This is a genomic window from Mucilaginibacter sp., assembly GCF_025362475.1.
Taxonomy (GTDB): Bacteria; Bacteroidota; Bacteroidia; order Sphingobacteriales; family Sphingobacteriaceae; genus Mucilaginibacter.
Window position 1 is genome coordinate 301529 of sequence record NZ_JANYGH010000058.1, and the last position, 16395, is coordinate 317923.

A 16395-nucleotide genomic window follows, 5' to 3' on the forward strand; every position below is an offset into this window, starting at 1 on the left:
ATTATTATTGCGCACATTTGCCCCCGCAAAATTCCAATTATAAACCAACGTTAAAAAAATGGATTATTCCATCATTGTTAAAAAAGCATGGGAAGGCTATGATGCCTCAAAAACCATCAAGCTCATTGAAGATATCAGCGCAATGGTATCTACTAATCATGTATACCGCATCACTTTTGATGATGATGATATCATCATAGCTAAACTATCTTATTTTGGTAAGTTTGAAAACTTTAAAGAAGATCATCGTATCATTCAAACTTTAGCCAACAACCTGCTCTACCCGTTTGAAAATTTACTGGCCCGTTCCCTGTTAAAAAATAACAGAGTATATATTTACCATTATAAGCACGGCAAAACAGATGCCTGGGTGGTTTTTTACAACCCGACTCGAATACTTAACAGGCTCCCGCGCAGGCTTGATGACAATCAGATTAAAAAGCTGGGCCAGCAAGTGGGCAAGTTTCATAAGGCTTGCTCAAGGGTAAAAAATGTATTACCTAAATCATCAAAAACCCTGCGTACTGATATTTCGGCCTTGATGAATCAGCTGGAGACTAACGAGCAACAGTTTGGCACTGCCATGCAAGCTGATTTCTTGAAATACCATTGCGAAACCTTTATGAAGAACCGCTCGAAATACAACATGAGCTCATTCGAGATCATCCCGGTATTTATCGACTGGAATATTGGCAACTTTTCGGTAACCCCAAGCCTGGAACTTTATTCCCGTTGGGATTATGATTGGTTCAGGATGAGTTACCGGGTGCTTGATTTTTATTTCTTCAGCCGCGTGGTATCTGATGTTGGCGATCGTACGGTGTTCAGCTATGTGATCAATACGATGATGGAAGACAGGTTCATCCTGTTTTTAAAAGAATATCACAAGATAAATCCCCTTACTGCAGACGAGATCAGGTTTATGAAGGAGGCTTACCGGTTTTTTATTTTAAACTACGTGATCAAAGATGGCAAGCACTTTTTTAGCGAACAGTATGCGCAGAAATTACAATCAGAGGCCTTTAATATCTACCTTCCATCGGTCGACAGGGATTTTGACGCGGAAAAAATTATTGAAGCACTTAAATTAAAATAGGCAATACTTTAATATTTAAGCATATTGCACCCTAATAACTACATTAAACTCAAGCATGAAAAAAATAGAAAACTTTAAATCCATTATTGACAGGTATAAGGTTATTTTTTTTGATGCATTTGGCGTATTAAAAACCTATAAGGGCCTGCTGCCGGGTATAGAGCGAACCTTTGATTACCTGGAACAGCAAAATAAAGAATATTACATCGTTACCAATGATGCTTCCAGGAGCCCCGCGCAACTGGCAGAATCATATAATACAAAAGGCCTGCTCGCCGTAACTCCTAACAGAATCATATCATCGGGCATGCTTACTAAGGATTATCTTGACCTAAAAGTGAACGACGGCATTGTAGCCTATTTGGGCACTCCCGATTCGGCGCATTATATTGATAGCTCGGGCTTGCACACGCTACCCGTAAGCCTTATAAACGAGGATAATATTGATAAGGTAAACGCCCTTGTATTTTTAGACGATGAGGGTTTTGACTGGTTTGATGATTTGAATAAGGCCGTAAATATTTTGCGCAAAAGAACCATACCGGCAATTGTTGCCAATACAGACCGGGCCTATCCACGAACCAAGCATGATGTATCCATAGCGGTTGGTGGTTTGGCCAGTATGATTGAGGCAATTGTTGGGAAAGAGTTTATCCGTTTTGGTAAGCCCGATTCGCAAATGTTCATGTTTGCTTATGATCTGCTGCGCGAGCAAGGCCCCATCAGTAAAAAAGATATAGTGATGGTTGGCGATACCCTGCAAACTGATATTTTAGGTGCCAATAAATTTGGGCTCGATACTGTTTTGGTACTATCGGGCAACACCCAGCCGCTTGATGCCGAAAACAGGATAATAGCAACAGGGATTGTACCAACTTATATTTGCGATTCGGCGGTTATAGAACGTGGCGAGCTGGGATTTTAAATCCCCGACCTACTTATAGCGCAGCGGCGTATGCCTGCAAACGCCAACATATCTATTATTTATATAATGCGCCAGGGCTATTGTTAACCCACCCAAAGGCACAATAATCGCTTCGGCTATATTGTTTAAGATAGCATGCCCCAGCATTATTATCACAAAGCCTGCAAGCAATAAAATTAAAGGTAGCGCCTTGCGATGGCTGCGCAGGTAAGATAACCCTATTGAATATCCACCTATCATCAGCGCTAAAACAATCATTCCCCACTCTACCCATGGTGTTGCTAAAAACCCAAGACCAATTAATGGCAAACTGGTAAGCAACAGTGGCACTACCGCACAATGAATGGCGCATATTGTTGAAGCCGTTATGCCAATACCATCCAACCTGGAAGATGTTTTATGAAGATGCATGCCGCAAATATAAAACAAATGCAACATAATTGCTTTTAAAATTTTATTATCTTAATTAAATACATTAACATTGATGTAACATATTTTTAATACAAGCGTCAATAATTACTTTTGCAAACTATTACTATGATTGAACTGTGACACTGATAGCTTTATATAGAATAAAACTTAACTGGCAAAACGCATTCGACACGAGTTTAAAACGCGTTAAGCTTATTATAGGCACGATGCTTATTGTAGCTATAATTAATATTATGCCTTCTTTTTTCAGGAGTATTGAACAAAGGAATGGTGTTGTATTAAATGATTGGGTTCTGGCTCATTTACCAGCCGTCGACGTGTCTGTCCCCATTTTCGCCATTATATGGGGTATGGGTATACTTATGATGGTAAGGGCCTTATATAAACCCGCCATCGGCATGACCTATCTTTGGACACTTATATTTGTTTGTATAGCCCGGTTTCTAACATTAAGTTTCGTAAAACTCGATCCCCCGATAGGGTTAATCCCGTTGGTCGATCCGCTTACCGGGTACTTTTACGGTCACGCTGCTATCACTAAAGATCTTTTCTTCTCTGGCCACACCGCATCCCTGGTTTTAATATATCTCCATCTGGAACGGAAAAACGATAAGCGCATTGCTCTTGCAGCCATGCTAATTGTGATGATGCTATTACTGGTGCAGCATATTCACTATACTATGGATATACTGGCCGCGCCGGTTATAGTTTATTGTTGTTACCGCTTTACCCGCGCGCTTGGCTTTAGATAAAACAGAATATTCAATAATTTAAATTTTATTTTGCATTCCCTATAATGCAACTTATATGCATTAGCGTTTATCAAACATCCATATTTTTCATGAGGTGCATTGACTCTTTTAAATCCGTGTAAAGCTTTTTAAACAGCACGAAATGTTTACTGTACATCTTGTGGTTTCCTTCATTCGGCTCTATAATCGTTTGGTTGTCAATGTGGGTTAGCCTGATGTAACTATCGGGGTCCAGCACTTGCATGGCAAGGTAAACGGCCCCAACTGCCGATGCATCCTCGGGTTGTAGTACTACCTGCTTTTTCCCGGTGATATCGGCCAGGATCTGTGTCCATGTGCCGGAGCTTACAAAGCCACCACTAATATTAACCTGGGTAATATTAACCGAGGCATCTTCAACTATTTTAAGCACATCATATAAAGCAAAACAAACGCCCTCAAGTGAGGCCCTTAAAAAGTGCGCGCGCGTGTGCATTGGCTTAACATTCAGGAATGCGCCGCTGCTCCTGGTATCCCAAAGGGGCGCTCTTTCGCCATATAAATAGGGCAAAAACAGTAAACCGTCACTACCAGCCGGTGTAGTTTCAATAGCGTTAAACAAATCACGGTAATCATCGGCCGTAATTTCAGTTTTTTGAAGAAAGTTGCTCAACAGCCAGTTAATTGCAATCCCCCCGTTATTCACCGCTCCACCACATAAATAAGTATCCTGGTTAAGCAGGTAATTAAAGGTCATACCCTGGTAATTATAAACCGGTTTGGGGCTGGTAATCCTGACAGCCCCGCTGGTACCAATAGTTAAAGCGGCAATACCTGGCCCGGTTGTATGGCTCCCCAGATTTGCGCAGGCCCCATCGCTTGCACCAATAATAAAATTTGTTTTCTGGGGGATGTTAAGCAGGCTTGCTTTAGCAGCATCCAAATTACTCCGATAGTAAGTAGTGTTTTCGGGCTTCGATAACTTGCCTGGAGATATACCCGCCAAGGCACAGGCCTCCCCGCTCCACTCCAATTTTAAAATATCAAATAACCCTGTTGCAGAGGCAATAGAATAATCTACCTGGAAAGTATTGAACAGGTTAAACCAGATAAACTCTTTAATAGAAATAAATTTATGGGTTTGAGCAAACAGATCCGGTTTATTTTCACGCATCCACATCAGTTTACACAGCGGCGACATAGCATGTATTGGAGTACCCGTTATCCGGTAAATCTCCTCTCCTTTTGCCGAGTCCCTTAAATGCTCCGCTATCTCCTCGCTTCGTGCATCTGCCCAGGTTATCATTGGCGCCAAAGGTATCCCGATCTCATTAACCGGAATAATGCTATGCATAGCACTGCTAAAGCTAATCGCTTCCGGTGCAAAGCCTACCTTAACAGTTATCTCTTGCAGGCATTTTACAAAGGCATCCCATATCAATACAGGATCCTGTTCGCTGTAACCGGGTTGAGGACTATTAATAGGGTAATGCTGTTGGGTAACACCCAATACCTCCCCGGTTAAAGCAACCGCAACAGCCTTGGTGCTGCCTGTGCCAATGTCGATACCTAAAATATATGCCTGCATATTGTTATCTGCGTCCAAAATAGGATTTATCTTTGGGATGCGGGAAATAAAAAATCGGCTTACTGATTTCTCAAAAATTTGCCCTAATTTTCGCCTCGTCTATGAATTACGCTGAACCACAACTCAGAACCATTAAAGTGATACGCTATGTAACCCCGTTACGGGAAGGCGGTTCGCTGCCAGCCATTGCCGAGGGTGACGATGAGTTTTTATACGTGCTTAAATTTCGAGGTGCCGGTCAGGGTGTTAAAGCCCTAATTGCCGAACTTATTGGAGGCGAAATTGCGCGCCTCCTGGGTTTAAAAGTGCCCGAGCTGGTATTTGCAAACCTTGATGAAGCCTTTGGCCGGTCGGAAGCGGATGAGGAGATCCAGGATCTGTTGAAATTTAGTGTTGGCCTTAACCTTGCCTTACATTATTTATCAGGCGCTATAACTTACGACCCGGTGGTTAATACATTAGATGCAACATTAGCTTCAAAAATAGTGTGGCTTGATTGTTTATTAACCAATGTAGACCGTACGCCCCGCAATACCAATATGCTCATGTGGCATAAGGAACTGTGGCTTATTGATCATGGTGCCGCTTTGTATTTCCATCACTCCTGGCATAACTGGGAAGAATCTGCCAAAAGACCTTTTGTACAGGTTAAGGATCACGTATTATTACCACAGGCATCCGAATTGGATGAGGTTGATACAGCATTTCGTTCCATTTTAACACCAGAACGGATCCGCGATATTGTTAATTTAATTCCTGATGATTGGTTGACAGATGGATCTGAAAATGGTACACCAACCGAACGCAGGGAAATTTATACCCAATTTTTACTAACTCGTATTGCATCGTCAGCAATATTTGTAAATGAAGCCAAACATGCCCGATCAATTATTTGAGTACGCCGTAATACGCGTTGTACCCAGGGTAGAGCGCGAAGAGTTCATAAACATTGGAGTGATTTTATATTGCCCCAAACAAAAGTTTTTAAAAACCATTTTAAAGGTTGATGAAGCAAGAATCACCGCTTTGGCGCCCGGTTTGGATATCGACTGCCTTAAAGATAATATCAATTCGTTTGAAAGAATAGCCAATGGCGATGCCAAGGCCGGCCCTATTGCCAAATTGGATATAGCCTCCCGTTTTCGCTGGCTTACCGCCACGCGCAGCACGGTGGTACAATCATCAAAAGTTCATCCCGGTTTATGTACTGATGCCGAAGCAACTTTGGTAAAATTGTTTAATCAGCTAGTTGGATAAGAATCTACTCATCCAACCAGGCTTTCAATCTTATCTTGCGGCAATCTTCTCTTTCAACACTACCCAGGGATAACTAAACGTATACTCTCCGGAGCCAAGTTGTATGGTGACACCGTCAACATCGGTACTGGCACCCGTTATAGGCTTACCATCCTGCTTTACATCTTCAGTATGAGCCTGTAGCAGGCTTACACTGGCTGTTGTATTGGCCGGAATTTTAACATGCACCTGCATTACGCCATCCTTAACTTCCCAGGCCGAAAGTATCTGCCCATACATGGTTTCGAAAGTGGCTTTGGCAAATGTGAATTTAGGGCTCGGCTGTGGTTTTAATATTATATACTTATAACCCGGTTTACCAATTTGTAAACCTGTTACATTCTGATACATCCAATCGCCAACTGCCCCGTACGAGTAGTGGTTAAAGGAATTCATGCTTTTATCCTGGAAAGTGCTGTCGGTTTTGATGCCATCCCAACGCTCCCAAATGGTAGTTGCGCCCATTTTTACAGGGTATAACCATGACGGATAAGTCTTTTGCAACAAAAGATCATAAGCTACATTAGCATATCCGTTTTGTGATAGCACCTGGCACAAATAAGGCGTACCTAAAAACCCGGTAGATAAGTGGTTGTTGCGGCTGCGCACATCCTCAACCAGGTAAGCTGCCGCTTTGTTCTTCAGGCTATCGGGCACGAGGTCAAACTTTAAGGCCAGTACATATCCTGTTTGCGAATCGGCAAATATGCGCCCGGTTGGCGTTATATAATTTTGGACAAATGCTTTCTTTACCTGCTGATAAACATCATCATATTTTTTTTCATCGGCTGTATTACCTAATGCACCTGCGGCCCGGCTTAGTAATTTTGATGAGTATGCGTAAAAAGCCGTTGCAATCATATCAGGATTGGTATAGCCATTGGGCTCCGAAAAATCATAAATACCGGGGCGATAGAATAGCCAATCGCCAAAAACACTACCACCACGCCATATATGGCTATCGCCGGCTCTTTTGATGATCTTATCTACATAAGCCTTCATGCTGGGGTATTGGGTTTGCAGAATACGTTTATCAGCATAAACATGGTACATTGTCCACGGTACAATAACGGCCACATCGCCCCAACCTGCCGATGTTGTACGGTTGGTTTGTAAAACATCGGGTACCACAAAAGGTACGCCTCCATCCGGGTACTGATCTGCAGCAACATCCTTCATCCACTTGGCAAAAAACGGCGCCACGTTCATGTTAAATGATGCCGTGCGCGAGAAAACCTGCGCATCACCTGTCCAACCTAAACGTTCGTCGCGCTGCGGGCAATCGGTAGGAATATCTAAAAAATTACCTTTTTGTCCCCATTGAATATTGTGCTGCAATTTGTTGATCATGGTATCTGAACAGGTAAATTCGCCTGTTACTTTCATATCTGAATGCACCACCACTGCAGTAAAATTTTCAGGTTTTAACTCACCGGGAAAGCCTTCTACAGCAATATACCTGAAACCCATAAAAGTAAAATGAGGCTCAAATACTTCATCACCGCCACCTTTTAAAGTGTAATTGATAGTAGCCGTAGCAGCACGCAGATTAGCTGTATAAAATTCACCAAATTTATCCAATACTTCAGCGTGTTTGATATTAACCGTTGTACCGGCCTTACCATTTACTTTAAGCCTAACCCAACCTGTCATATTCTGCCCAAAATCTACTATCTGGGTACCTTTGGCACTTTTAAAAATAGCTATGGGCTTTAGTTCAGCAATCCTTTGCACAGGAACGCTCTCCACACCTACCAGCGTTTTTTTATCTATATCAGCAACGTTTACGGCTGTCCAGGCAGCATCGTTAAATCCTTTATTAGCCCAGCCTGGTATTTCTTTGCGGGCATCATAATTCTCGCCATCGTAAATTCCATTAAGGGTTACAGGGCCCGCCAGGGTGCTTTTCCATGAGCTATCAGAATTAATATTTTCTACCGTCCCATCCGCATAGGTGATCTGCAACTGGCATAACAGCGCCAATTTTTTACCCCAAAAGCCCCATTGATTATTAAAGGCTATAGTTCCCCTAAACCAGCCATCACCTACCATTGCCCCTATCACGTTATCACCCTGCTGCAACATGGCGGTTATATCATAAACCTGGTATTGCAGGCGTTTTTTATATTCTGTCCATCCGGGGGTAAGTAACTGGTTGCCTACTTTGTGCCCGTTAAGGTATAATTCATACAAACCGTGTGCAGTTGCATAAGCCCTTGCCGATACTATCTTTTTAGAGGTAGTGAACTGCTTACGCAACATAATTGCCGGTATCTTGCGCACAGAATCATGCTTAGGCTGAATCCAGCTGGCCGTCCAGTCGCTTGTGGCAAGCAGGCCGGTTTCAAAATACGCGGGTTTGCTCCACGCCGATGTATGGCTGTGGTTATCCCATATCTTCACCCTCCAGTAGTAACGGGTAGCTGATTTTAAAGCAGCACCGTTATAAGTAACTAATACCGAAGAGTCTGAATTTACTTTGCCCGTGTTCCAAACCGTTTTTGAGGATGAAAACGAGGCATCGGTTGCAACTGTAATGTTATAGGCTTGCTGCAGGGTGTTATTTTGTGTTGCAACTATCTTCCAGCTGAGGCGGGGATGTGTGATATCAATCCCTATGGGATTTACCAGGTATTCGCTGGATAAATTGTCAACAACAGGACTTTGTGCCAGGCATGTAACCGGCAAAAAAAACAGGAGATAAAGAAAAATACGTTTCATGGTTATGATTGGATTCCCAATTATATTAATTGTGATTTAAGGCGGCAACCCCATCCATCCCTGCCCTAAAAGTGGTTACTTCAATTTCATTTTCATGCTGCTTTAGGTATAGCAATAATTTTTTATGCGCGGCAGCGGGAGTAGTAATATAATCGCCTCCTACACCGTGAAACATCAATACGCCCATACCACCGCTTTGCTGTACCTTTTTAACAAAGGCAATCAGTTCATCACCGGTAACGCCGGCATGAATTCCCCAGGCGGGTACTTGCAATGGGTCGAGTTTTTTAAAGTCGGTGATCACGGCGTCGGGGCCGCCACCAATCCTGGCGTACTTTACCAGGCCCGATTGCCTTAACGAATCAACATAATTAATACCACCAACGGCTACCTCGGTACAGGGGTAAGCATAAGTACGCGGGGATACTCCGCCATCAACAGCAAACAGAAGGTTATTCATTTCGCCAATTTCACGCAGCATCATATAAACCGAATAATTTGCCGAGTTATTTGCAGCATTGCCTTTTACCGTAGTAAGCAGGCAAGGATGGTATAAAGAATGATTGGCCAGCTCGTGCCCTTTTAAAGCCATCTGGCGCCAACGCGGGATAGTTTTTGGCCCTACATAGCCGGTAAGGAAGAAGGTGCCTTTAAACCCCAAAGAATCCAGTTGTGGAATGGCGATATCCAATTGCGATGCAAGACCATCATCATAAGTGAGTACGATTATAACTTTTTTACGCGACTGGGAATAGGCGGTGAAGTGCAGCACGATCATCAAAACTAAAAATACTCTGTTCATTTACTTAACGTTTATAGTTGCTGTTTTAAACCCCAAATTACCTTTCAGGTCTGTTCCCTGCAATATAAGGGTATACGATGTTGGTTGATCTGCCGCGTAAAAAGAAATCCGGGCCTCGCCGTTTTCGTCGGTGATAATATTGGGGTCCCAATGGATGGTGGATCGCAGATCGGGTAAGGTACTTTTTGTTATAGTGGTGTATTTAGGTTGATAAAATTGTTTGGCCATAGTTAAAGGAATTGGCCGGTAATGGTATACGCCAGGAGTATTATTATAAATATTCCCCTTACCGGTTCTGGTTGTAATTTCTATAAAAGCTAATTGAACCAAAATATTGCCAGCACCATACCGAGCCTCATAATTTGAGGCGTATATTTTAGAATAATTGATTTCGATGCCTTTCACATCTTCCGCGTTATGAGATTGGAGGAAAGTAGTTATATCATCAACACTATTTATAGGGATGCTTTTGTAAAGCGGTATCCCATCAACAATAAATAGCACGAACTTATCATTAATAAAATACCATCGAAAAATAACATTACTGTATACAGGTGTAGCATGAGCCACAAATACATGTGTGCCTAACCTAAAATCCTTTACCTTTTCCTGTAATAATCTAAGCAGCGATTTTTTAGCGACCTTCAACAGGTCATCTTCATCAAATACCAAATCAGCCTGTCCCGGACCATTAAGATTTTGGGATCCTTTTATTATCTTGGTGCTTTTTATTACTACTTCTTTAAGTACCCTCCCCCTAACTCCATATAGCATTTTGTCTTTTTCCTGCTGATATTTTTTCCTGTTATCACTCAGCTTTAGAGCAGTAGTATCGCTGTTAACATACCATGGCTTTATCAACGGATTAGCCATTTTGACAATAGCAGCAGGTTTAAACTCATCAACCGAAAGATCGACGCCATAATTACCACCTCCTTTTTTGGTTGCCTGTATCACGTAATCAATCGTATCAGCCTGTGGCAGGTGTGTGAACATAAACTGCCCGTTTTGATTGCTAACCGTATCGCGTATGAAATTAATAGCCGGCGAAAACAGCACTATTTTTGCATTTTTTAATGGTGAGTTAATGAGCTTCATTACCCGGCCACCAATGCCAAATTCAGGTTCGGGCTTATAAACTGCAGTAATATTATCTTTCAGCATACTTTTCCAACCATACCCTACCCACCCCTGGGTAAGCATCAGGTTGTCTAATGCCAGTTCTTTCAATTGATCGTTGCCAAAATACCATCCGGCGTCTTCCACACTACCTTTTAAATCGGATGTTAATAATATATTGCTAACAATGTTATTGCTGCTATCTGCTTTAACCTGCCCGTTATCCGTAACGGCTAATGAAAAGCTGCCAGTTACAGGTTTACCCCGCGCGTCGGTAACTTTGATGCTAACCGGGATGCTGTCATGAGGGTGATAAATCCTGTCTTCTGTCTTGAAATCAAACAAAAGATTATCATGCCTGTCAATAAAAACAAGTCTTTCGTTTATAGGTCGACCCGAATCTTCTAATACAACAAAGTGAGCGATGCCCGTTGGGAATAGCGCTTTTGCAATATGGGCCTCAATTTTATTTTGCTTGAGTATGAGTTTTGCGCCATAGCACGTTACCCCTCTCGCCAATCCAAGTAAATGGCAGGTTTGGTTATTGACCATCCCAGGCGAAATCTGTAGTGTGAGCAATAATGAATCTTTATTCAGATCATCTTCAATTTGCAGTACAGTACCTTCAGCGTTGGCCTTTGGCAAATTATAGATTTTTTGTTTCCCATCAGGAAGATTTAAAATTGCCAGATAAGTTTCACCTGCAACCGGCTTGAGCCTGAAACTGCCCATCCCTTTATGGATCGATTTAAAAACAGCCACCTGTTTATTTTTTGAATCGACAATCGCGCCCTGTACATCAACAGCCAGGCCATCTTCGCTAATGCCTTAAATCCTATCAATGACGTAATACCTGCAACCAGGTGGCCGCCTTCGGGCATAAATTGCAGATCAATGCTTTGAGAGCTGTTTATAGTAATCGGAATAATTGCGCCAAGTTTGGAATTTCGGCTACCCTCCACTAACAGGCTAAGGTTTTTATGATCATATTTTGATGGCAGTAAAAACGAAAAGTTCATAGTGCCATCAACGCCGGTTGTGAACTTATTCTTTGGCCAGGTTCTTTTGCCATCGGTTACCCTGAGCTCAAAGTCGTGCATGGCCAACTGCTTGTAATTGGCATCACTAAACTGGAGCGAGAAGTCGATATTGCGATCGCCCGCTTTATCTGTAACTTTGTGATTTTCCTTAACCAACAAATGCTCACCAGTACTTGCTATATACAATCTCTGCGTAAAGAAGTAAGTATCACCAAAATTCTGCATCCAATTGGTGTAAGCCCTTAACGTATATGGCCCTTCGGTTAATAAAGGGGCATTGAGCACTAATTGACCATAACCCAATCCCAATTTTAAGGGAAGAGATATCCGCTGAATCAATTTGCTGCTATCGCTTATTAGTTCGATGTATAACACCCCGCTCTGTTGCCCGTATGAATGTGTAATGCCATCTAATAAATAGGATTTAAACCAAATTGTATCACCAACAACATAATGCGGCTTATCCAGCTGTAGGTATAACTTTTCGGCAGGGAGCCGGGCGTTAAAGCTATCTAAACGCGAATAAATGGCTGACATACTTAAGCGCCGAACCTCTTGCGCAAATGACTGGGAAGACATGGCGACGACGGAAAGCACGCATATTATTTTCAGCATGGCTTTATAAGCAGCATTACAGCCAGTAAATTGCTTAAACAGGTTTTTATTCTGCATAAATAAAATATGAATAGACTGGTGAAGGATTAGGTTAATTGGTTTCTCAAGCAATTTACATATTCTTTAACATTTATTTTTTTTATAAAAACCTGCTGACATAGGGCTGTCACTACCCGATTGTTACTTTGAATTATAATCAAAACAATAAAGCTATGTCAATCATTCCAATGTTATTAAAAGAAATGGAGCAGGAAGCTCAAACTACCAGGAAAATGCTTGAGCGCGTACCAACAGAAAAATTTGGGTGGCAACCCCATGAAAAAAGTATGACTATACAGCGCCTTGCCGCACATATTGCCGAATTACCGGGTTGGGTAACTATTGCACTTACAACCGACGAACTTGATTTTGCCAGCAACCCATACATACCTGAGCCGATAGAAAATACACCAGATCTGTTAAAGTTTTTTGAAAAAACACTCGCTCAAGGCGAAGCCAGTTTAGAGAAAGCCGACGAAAAGGAATTTTCCAAAACATGGACACTCCGTAATGGTGATCAGATATTGAATAAATCTACAAAAGGTGAAATGATCAGGATGAGCTATTCGCAAATTGTGCACCACAGGGCGCAGTTAGGTGTGTATTTGCGCTTGTTAAATATACCCATACCGGGCAGCTATGGCCCAAGTGCTGATGAGCACACCTTTTAAATTATTGCTTTGTAGTTGATATTAATTTCGACAATGAAATATTCAGTTTTAACGCATTAAGGTGCTTATTACTATTTTATTATTTTAACTACCTAAAGTTGTATAGATACAAAAAGACGATTGTCCTTAAATTTGGACAATCGTCTTTACATAATGTGCTGTACACATACTAATTTCTGTGTTTAGACAGTTTCCCTTCGTTTATTTCTTCAAGAAAACCATTTTCATTAATAGCATAGCGGGCGTACGTAGTATCAGTATCAATCTTGTACTTTACTACATTTTTGGTTTTCCTGCGTGTTCTAGCACGAATAATAAATATGGGTAAAATGATTACGGCAAGCAGGGCGGCAATTTGAAATAAGATAATATACATAACGTTTAAAATAAATTTTTGAGATAGCACATCTAAAACGTTAGTTAAAGTAAAAATACTTATAGGTTTAAAATTTTAGCAGCAAATCATAATGATTATATAGCTAAATATGTGCCAACAATTTATTAACGCCGATAGATAACAGATTGTTACAATTTAATGGCAAAATAAAAGAAGATTTTAGATGCGCTGCTTTTATGCGGTAAATTGCCTCGAACTTGTTTCTAAATTGGCCTAAAAAAACAAGCAGGCTTGGTGTTGAATCCTCTTCTTTTACAGATGCAGAAACGAAGAAACGGGAAAAAGTTACAAAGAAAAAAACTTACGAAGTTTTGACACCCCGTAAGTTTTACACTCTCAAAATGAGAACAATATTATCAATCTGAAACGACTATAAGTTATAAAACGAAATAGCGTTACCTCCAAAAAATAATTCCTGCTCAATGGCTGATAGTTTTGCAATAAATGAGTGCAAAACATCTAATGAACTTTTGTAGGCTCCGGCCAACAGGCAAACCGGCCAGTCGGAACCGAACATGATGCGGTCTGCACCAAAAGCATTAAACACCACATCAAGGTATGCGGTAAAATCTGCAATTTTCCATTTTGCCCAGTCGGCCTCAGTTAACAAGCCCGAAATTTTGCAAAATACGTTTTGATGTTTTGCCAATGATTCTATATCAGCTTGCCAGTCTTTAATTTCCTGGGTTTTGATGGGTGGCTTGGCCATATGGTCAACCACAAATTTCTGATCAGGGAAACCACCAACCAATTCAGTTGCATAAGGCAAATGCTCTGGGTATATCAGGATATCATAAGTATAACCATGCCTTTGCAGCGCGGCAATCCCTTTTTGAAAAGCAGGCTGCAGCATATATTGCTTATCCGGCTCGGATTGTAAAATATGCCTGAAACCCTTAAGCTGATTGTACATTCTGTACTCCTTTAGCTTTTCTTCAAGATTATCAGCTTTCAGATCAACCCATCCTACTACACCTTTTATAAAAGAATGTTCATCAGCCAGATCTAAGAGAAACATGGTTTCATCATCTGTTTGATTGGCCTGAATAGCTACGCAACCATCCATTCCATTTTGCTGTAAAACAGGTAACAGCTGGGCAGGCAAAAAATCCTGCTTAATCGCAAGCATTTCATCATTGATCCAGTTGTCCCTAACCGGATCAAATAGCCAAAAATGCTGATGAGCATCTATTTTAGTCATACGCTATAACTTTTTGTTTTGATTCACCAAGACCATCAATACCAAGCTCAACCACATCGCCTGGTTTAAGATAAACAGGTGGCTTCATACCCAAGCCAACACCAGCAGGTGTACCTGTTGAAATAATATCGCCAGGCAACAAGGTCATAAACTGGCTGGTATATGATATTACTTGTGGTAAATTAAATATAAAGTTTGAAGTGGTGCCATACTGCATAATTTCACCATTAACTTTTAACCACAAATGCAGGTTATGTGGATCTTCTATTTCATCAACTGTAGCTAAAAACGGGCCGAGCGGCGCAAAAGTATCGCAACCCTTTCCTTTATCCCAGGTGCCGTTACGCTCTAACTGAAATTCGCGTTCAGATACATCATTATGCAATACATAACCGGCAACGTAATCCATCGCGTCGGCCTCATCTACATAAGATGCTTTTTTACCAATAACTACAGCCAGCTCAACTTCCCAATCTGTTTTTACAGAATTTTTAGGAATAACAATATTATCAAACGGACCAACTATCGCTGTGGTAGCTTTCATGAAAATTACCGGCTCTGGTGGTAGTGGGGCATTGGTTTCATGTGCATGATCGGCATAATTTAAGCCGATACAGATAATTTTTGATGGGCGGGCAATTGGGCTGCCTAAACGTACATCATCTGCAACCAGGGGCAGCGTGGCATCTTTTATAAAAGCTGCTAAACGGGCAAGGCCGTCCGTTTCAAAAAACTGCTCCGTATAATCTTCGCCAAAAGCCGAAGTATCGTATTTTTTATTATCAAGGATAACTCCTGTTTTTTCTTTGCCGTTTTCTCCAAATCGGATAAGCTTCATATTTAATTGTTATATGTTTTGGTTTTAATTATTCAAGGTTATAAATCCGCCATCGATTGGGTAATCTGTCCCGGTAATAAATCCGGCTTCGTCTGAACATAAATATAAAGCCAACGCGGCTACTTCTTCTGATTTTCCCATCCTGCCAATGGGCTGGCTTTTTGACAGTTTCTCAAAAATCTCTGCCTCCTGACCTGCATAATTCTTAGCAATAAATCCATCCACAAAAGGGGTATGGATACGCGCCGGCGAAATGCAATTGCACCTGATGTTATCATGCAGGTAATCACGTGCTACAGATAACGTCATAGCATGTATGGCGCCCTTGCTCATGGAGTACGCAAACCTATCGGTGATACCAACGCTGGCCGCGATAGATGCCGTATTTAAAATTACTCCACCACCGTTTGCTTTCAACATCGGGATTACCGCGTAAAGGCAATTATATGCCCCTTTTACGTTTACGTTGAACACTTTCTCAAAGTCGGCAGTACTGGTAGTATCCGCACGACCTATATGCGCTATCCCCGCGTTGTTTATTAAAATATCAATAGCACCTATCTGTGCAAAAACATTTAAAACCTGCTCCTGGCTGCTTACATCGCAGGCATAGCCTTTGGCTTTACCGCTGGCAGCTTCAATTTCAGTTACCGTATCGGCTGCTGCTTTATCATTTAATTCGATGATGTGTACGGTAGCGCCCTGCTGCGCAAAAAGTATCGACATTGCCTTGCCTATTCCGCTGCCGCCGCCAGTTATTACTACAGATTTATTGGTTAGTTTGAACATATTTTAAATGATGTTATTAAAACTTTGCCGTCCCTTTGTTGTGCAGGATTACAAAGAGTTTTATTAATTTCTATTTTTTTTTGTCATCGCGGCAA

15 protein-coding genes are annotated in these 16395 nt (G+C 41.5%); 6 read left to right on the forward strand and 9 right to left on the reverse strand.

The genetic code is table 11. The features are described 5' to 3' along the window. The first annotated feature begins 58 nt into the window (after nucleotides 1-58). The gene (locus Q0R88_RS19960) at nucleotides 59-1096 is read left to right on the forward strand and encodes a hypothetical protein (RefSeq protein ID WP_295719564.1); all 1038 of its coding nucleotides are present in this window, start codon (nucleotides 59-61) and stop codon (nucleotides 1094-1096) included. A gap of 55 nt (nucleotides 1097-1151) precedes the next feature. Then, nucleotides 1152-2021, forward strand: coding sequence for an HAD-IIA family hydrolase (locus tag Q0R88_RS19965; protein ID WP_295719565.1), 870 nt, complete (start codon nucleotides 1152-1154; stop codon nucleotides 2019-2021). Nucleotides 2022-2030: 9 nt separating this feature from the next. Here the strand turns inward: Q0R88_RS19965 and Q0R88_RS19970 are convergent, their stop codons facing one another. After that, entirely contained in the window at nucleotides 2031-2432 is a 402-nt protein-coding gene (locus Q0R88_RS19970) for a MerC domain-containing protein (protein WP_295719568.1), read from the reverse strand. Between the two features lie 137 nt (nucleotides 2433-2569). Between Q0R88_RS19970 and Q0R88_RS19975 the strand changes: the two genes are divergently transcribed. Further along, nucleotides 2570-3205 carry a phosphatase PAP2-related protein gene (locus tag Q0R88_RS19975; protein ID WP_295719571.1) on the forward strand — a complete coding sequence of 212 codons (636 nt, stop codon included), beginning with the start codon at nucleotides 2570-2572 and terminating at the stop codon, nucleotides 3203-3205. 70 nt (nucleotides 3206-3275) lie between these two features. Here the strand turns inward: Q0R88_RS19975 and Q0R88_RS19980 are convergent, their stop codons facing one another. Then, nucleotides 3276-4790: a gluconokinase gene (locus tag Q0R88_RS19980; RefSeq protein WP_295719574.1), complete on the reverse strand. Its 1515-nt coding sequence runs from the start codon at nucleotides 4788-4790 to the stop codon at nucleotides 3276-3278. An 83-nt stretch (nucleotides 4791-4873) separates the two neighbouring features. Here Q0R88_RS19980 and Q0R88_RS19985 point away from each other — a divergent pair, with 83 nt between their 5' ends. Together Q0R88_RS19985 and Q0R88_RS19990 are read left to right on the forward strand one after the other, a co-directional pair. Beyond that, a complete protein-coding gene (locus tag Q0R88_RS19985) occupies nucleotides 4874-5668 on the forward strand; it encodes a HipA family kinase (RefSeq protein WP_295719577.1) in 795 nt (264 codons plus the stop codon). Beyond that, on the forward strand, nucleotides 5649-6029 hold the full coding sequence (locus tag Q0R88_RS19990; protein WP_295719579.1) for a DUF3037 domain-containing protein: 381 nt from the start codon (nucleotides 5649-5651) through the stop codon (nucleotides 6027-6029). Before Q0R88_RS19985 ends, Q0R88_RS19990 begins: the two co-directional genes overlap by 20 nt. A gap of 30 nt (nucleotides 6030-6059) precedes the next feature. Here the strand turns inward: Q0R88_RS19990 and Q0R88_RS19995 are convergent, their stop codons facing one another. Genes Q0R88_RS19995 through Q0R88_RS20010 form a run of 4 tightly spaced genes read right to left on the reverse strand, consistent with a single transcriptional unit; the run spans nucleotide 6060 to nucleotide 12422 of the window. Next, nucleotides 6060-8789, reverse strand: a complete 2730-nt coding sequence (locus Q0R88_RS19995; RefSeq protein ID WP_295719580.1) for a glycoside hydrolase family 78 protein — start codon at nucleotides 8787-8789, stop codon at nucleotides 6060-6062. Between the two features lie 25 nt (nucleotides 8790-8814). Continuing rightward, nucleotides 8815-9591, reverse strand: coding sequence for a polysaccharide deacetylase family protein (locus Q0R88_RS20000; protein WP_295719582.1), 777 nt, complete (start codon nucleotides 9589-9591; stop codon nucleotides 8815-8817). Next, on the reverse strand, nucleotides 9592-11472 hold the full coding sequence (locus Q0R88_RS20005) for a carboxypeptidase-like regulatory domain-containing protein (protein WP_295719584.1): 1881 nt from the start codon (nucleotides 11470-11472) through the stop codon (nucleotides 9592-9594). After that, the gene (locus Q0R88_RS20010) at nucleotides 11388-12422 is read right to left on the reverse strand and encodes a hypothetical protein (RefSeq protein WP_295719586.1); all 1035 of its coding nucleotides are present in this window, start codon (nucleotides 12420-12422) and stop codon (nucleotides 11388-11390) included. The genes Q0R88_RS20005 and Q0R88_RS20010 overlap by 85 nt, the downstream gene beginning before the upstream one ends. A gap of 155 nt (nucleotides 12423-12577) precedes the next feature. On the opposite strand from Q0R88_RS20010, the gene Q0R88_RS20015 reads away from it, so the two are divergent. Further along, nucleotides 12578-13075 (forward strand): DinB family protein, encoded by a 498-nt coding sequence (locus Q0R88_RS20015; RefSeq protein WP_295719588.1) that lies wholly within the window; start codon nucleotides 12578-12580, stop codon nucleotides 13073-13075. Nucleotides 13076-13842: 767 nt separating this feature from the next. On the opposite strand, the gene Q0R88_RS20020 is transcribed toward Q0R88_RS20015, so the two are convergent. Genes Q0R88_RS20020 through Q0R88_RS20030 form a run of 3 tightly spaced genes read right to left on the reverse strand, consistent with a single transcriptional unit; the run spans nucleotide 13843 to nucleotide 16300 of the window. Continuing rightward, nucleotides 13843-14673 carry an amidohydrolase family protein gene (locus tag Q0R88_RS20020; RefSeq protein WP_295719589.1) on the reverse strand — a complete coding sequence of 277 codons (831 nt, stop codon included), beginning with the start codon at nucleotides 14671-14673 and terminating at the stop codon, nucleotides 13843-13845. Further along, nucleotides 14666-15511, reverse strand: a complete 846-nt coding sequence (locus Q0R88_RS20025) for a fumarylacetoacetate hydrolase family protein (protein WP_295719592.1) — start codon at nucleotides 15509-15511, stop codon at nucleotides 14666-14668. Before Q0R88_RS20025 ends, Q0R88_RS20020 begins: the two co-directional genes overlap by 8 nt. Before the next feature lie 24 nt (nucleotides 15512-15535). Continuing rightward, nucleotides 15536-16300 carry an SDR family oxidoreductase gene (locus tag Q0R88_RS20030; protein WP_295719595.1) on the reverse strand — a complete coding sequence of 255 codons (765 nt, stop codon included), beginning with the start codon at nucleotides 16298-16300 and terminating at the stop codon, nucleotides 15536-15538. Nucleotides 16301-16395: the final 95 nt, after the last annotated feature.

Coding starts and splice junctions, on each gene's coding strand:
- Q0R88_RS19990 (WP_295719579.1), top strand. CDS start 5,649: ATGCCCGATCAATTATTTGAGTACGCCGTAATACGCGTTGTACCCAGG.
- Q0R88_RS19995 (WP_295719580.1), bottom strand. CDS start 8,789: ATGAAACGTATTTTTCTTTATCTCCTGTTTTTTTTGCCGGTTACATGC.
- Q0R88_RS20015 (WP_295719588.1), top strand. CDS start 12,578: ATGTCAATCATTCCAATGTTATTAAAAGAAATGGAGCAGGAAGCTCAA.
- Q0R88_RS19970 (WP_295719568.1), bottom strand. CDS start 2,432: ATGCATCTTCATAAAACATCTTCCAGGTTGGATGGTATTGGCATAACG.
- Q0R88_RS20010 (WP_295719586.1), bottom strand. CDS start 12,422: ATGCAGAATAAAAACCTGTTTAAGCAATTTACTGGCTGTAATGCTGCT.
- Q0R88_RS20030 (WP_295719595.1), bottom strand. CDS start 16,300: ATGTTCAAACTAACCAATAAATCTGTAGTAATAACTGGCGGCGGCAGC.
- Q0R88_RS20020 (WP_295719589.1), bottom strand. CDS start 14,673: ATGACTAAAATAGATGCTCATCAGCATTTTTGGCTATTTGATCCGGTT.
- Q0R88_RS19960 (WP_295719564.1), top strand. CDS start 59: ATGGATTATTCCATCATTGTTAAAAAAGCATGGGAAGGCTATGATGCC.
- Q0R88_RS19965 (WP_295719565.1), top strand. CDS start 1,152: ATGAAAAAAATAGAAAACTTTAAATCCATTATTGACAGGTATAAGGTT.
- Q0R88_RS20025 (WP_295719592.1), bottom strand. CDS start 15,511: ATGAAGCTTATCCGATTTGGAGAAAACGGCAAAGAAAAAACAGGAGTT.
- Q0R88_RS19985 (WP_295719577.1), top strand. CDS start 4,874: ATGAATTACGCTGAACCACAACTCAGAACCATTAAAGTGATACGCTAT.
- Q0R88_RS20000 (WP_295719582.1), bottom strand. CDS start 9,591: ATGAACAGAGTATTTTTAGTTTTGATGATCGTGCTGCACTTCACCGCC.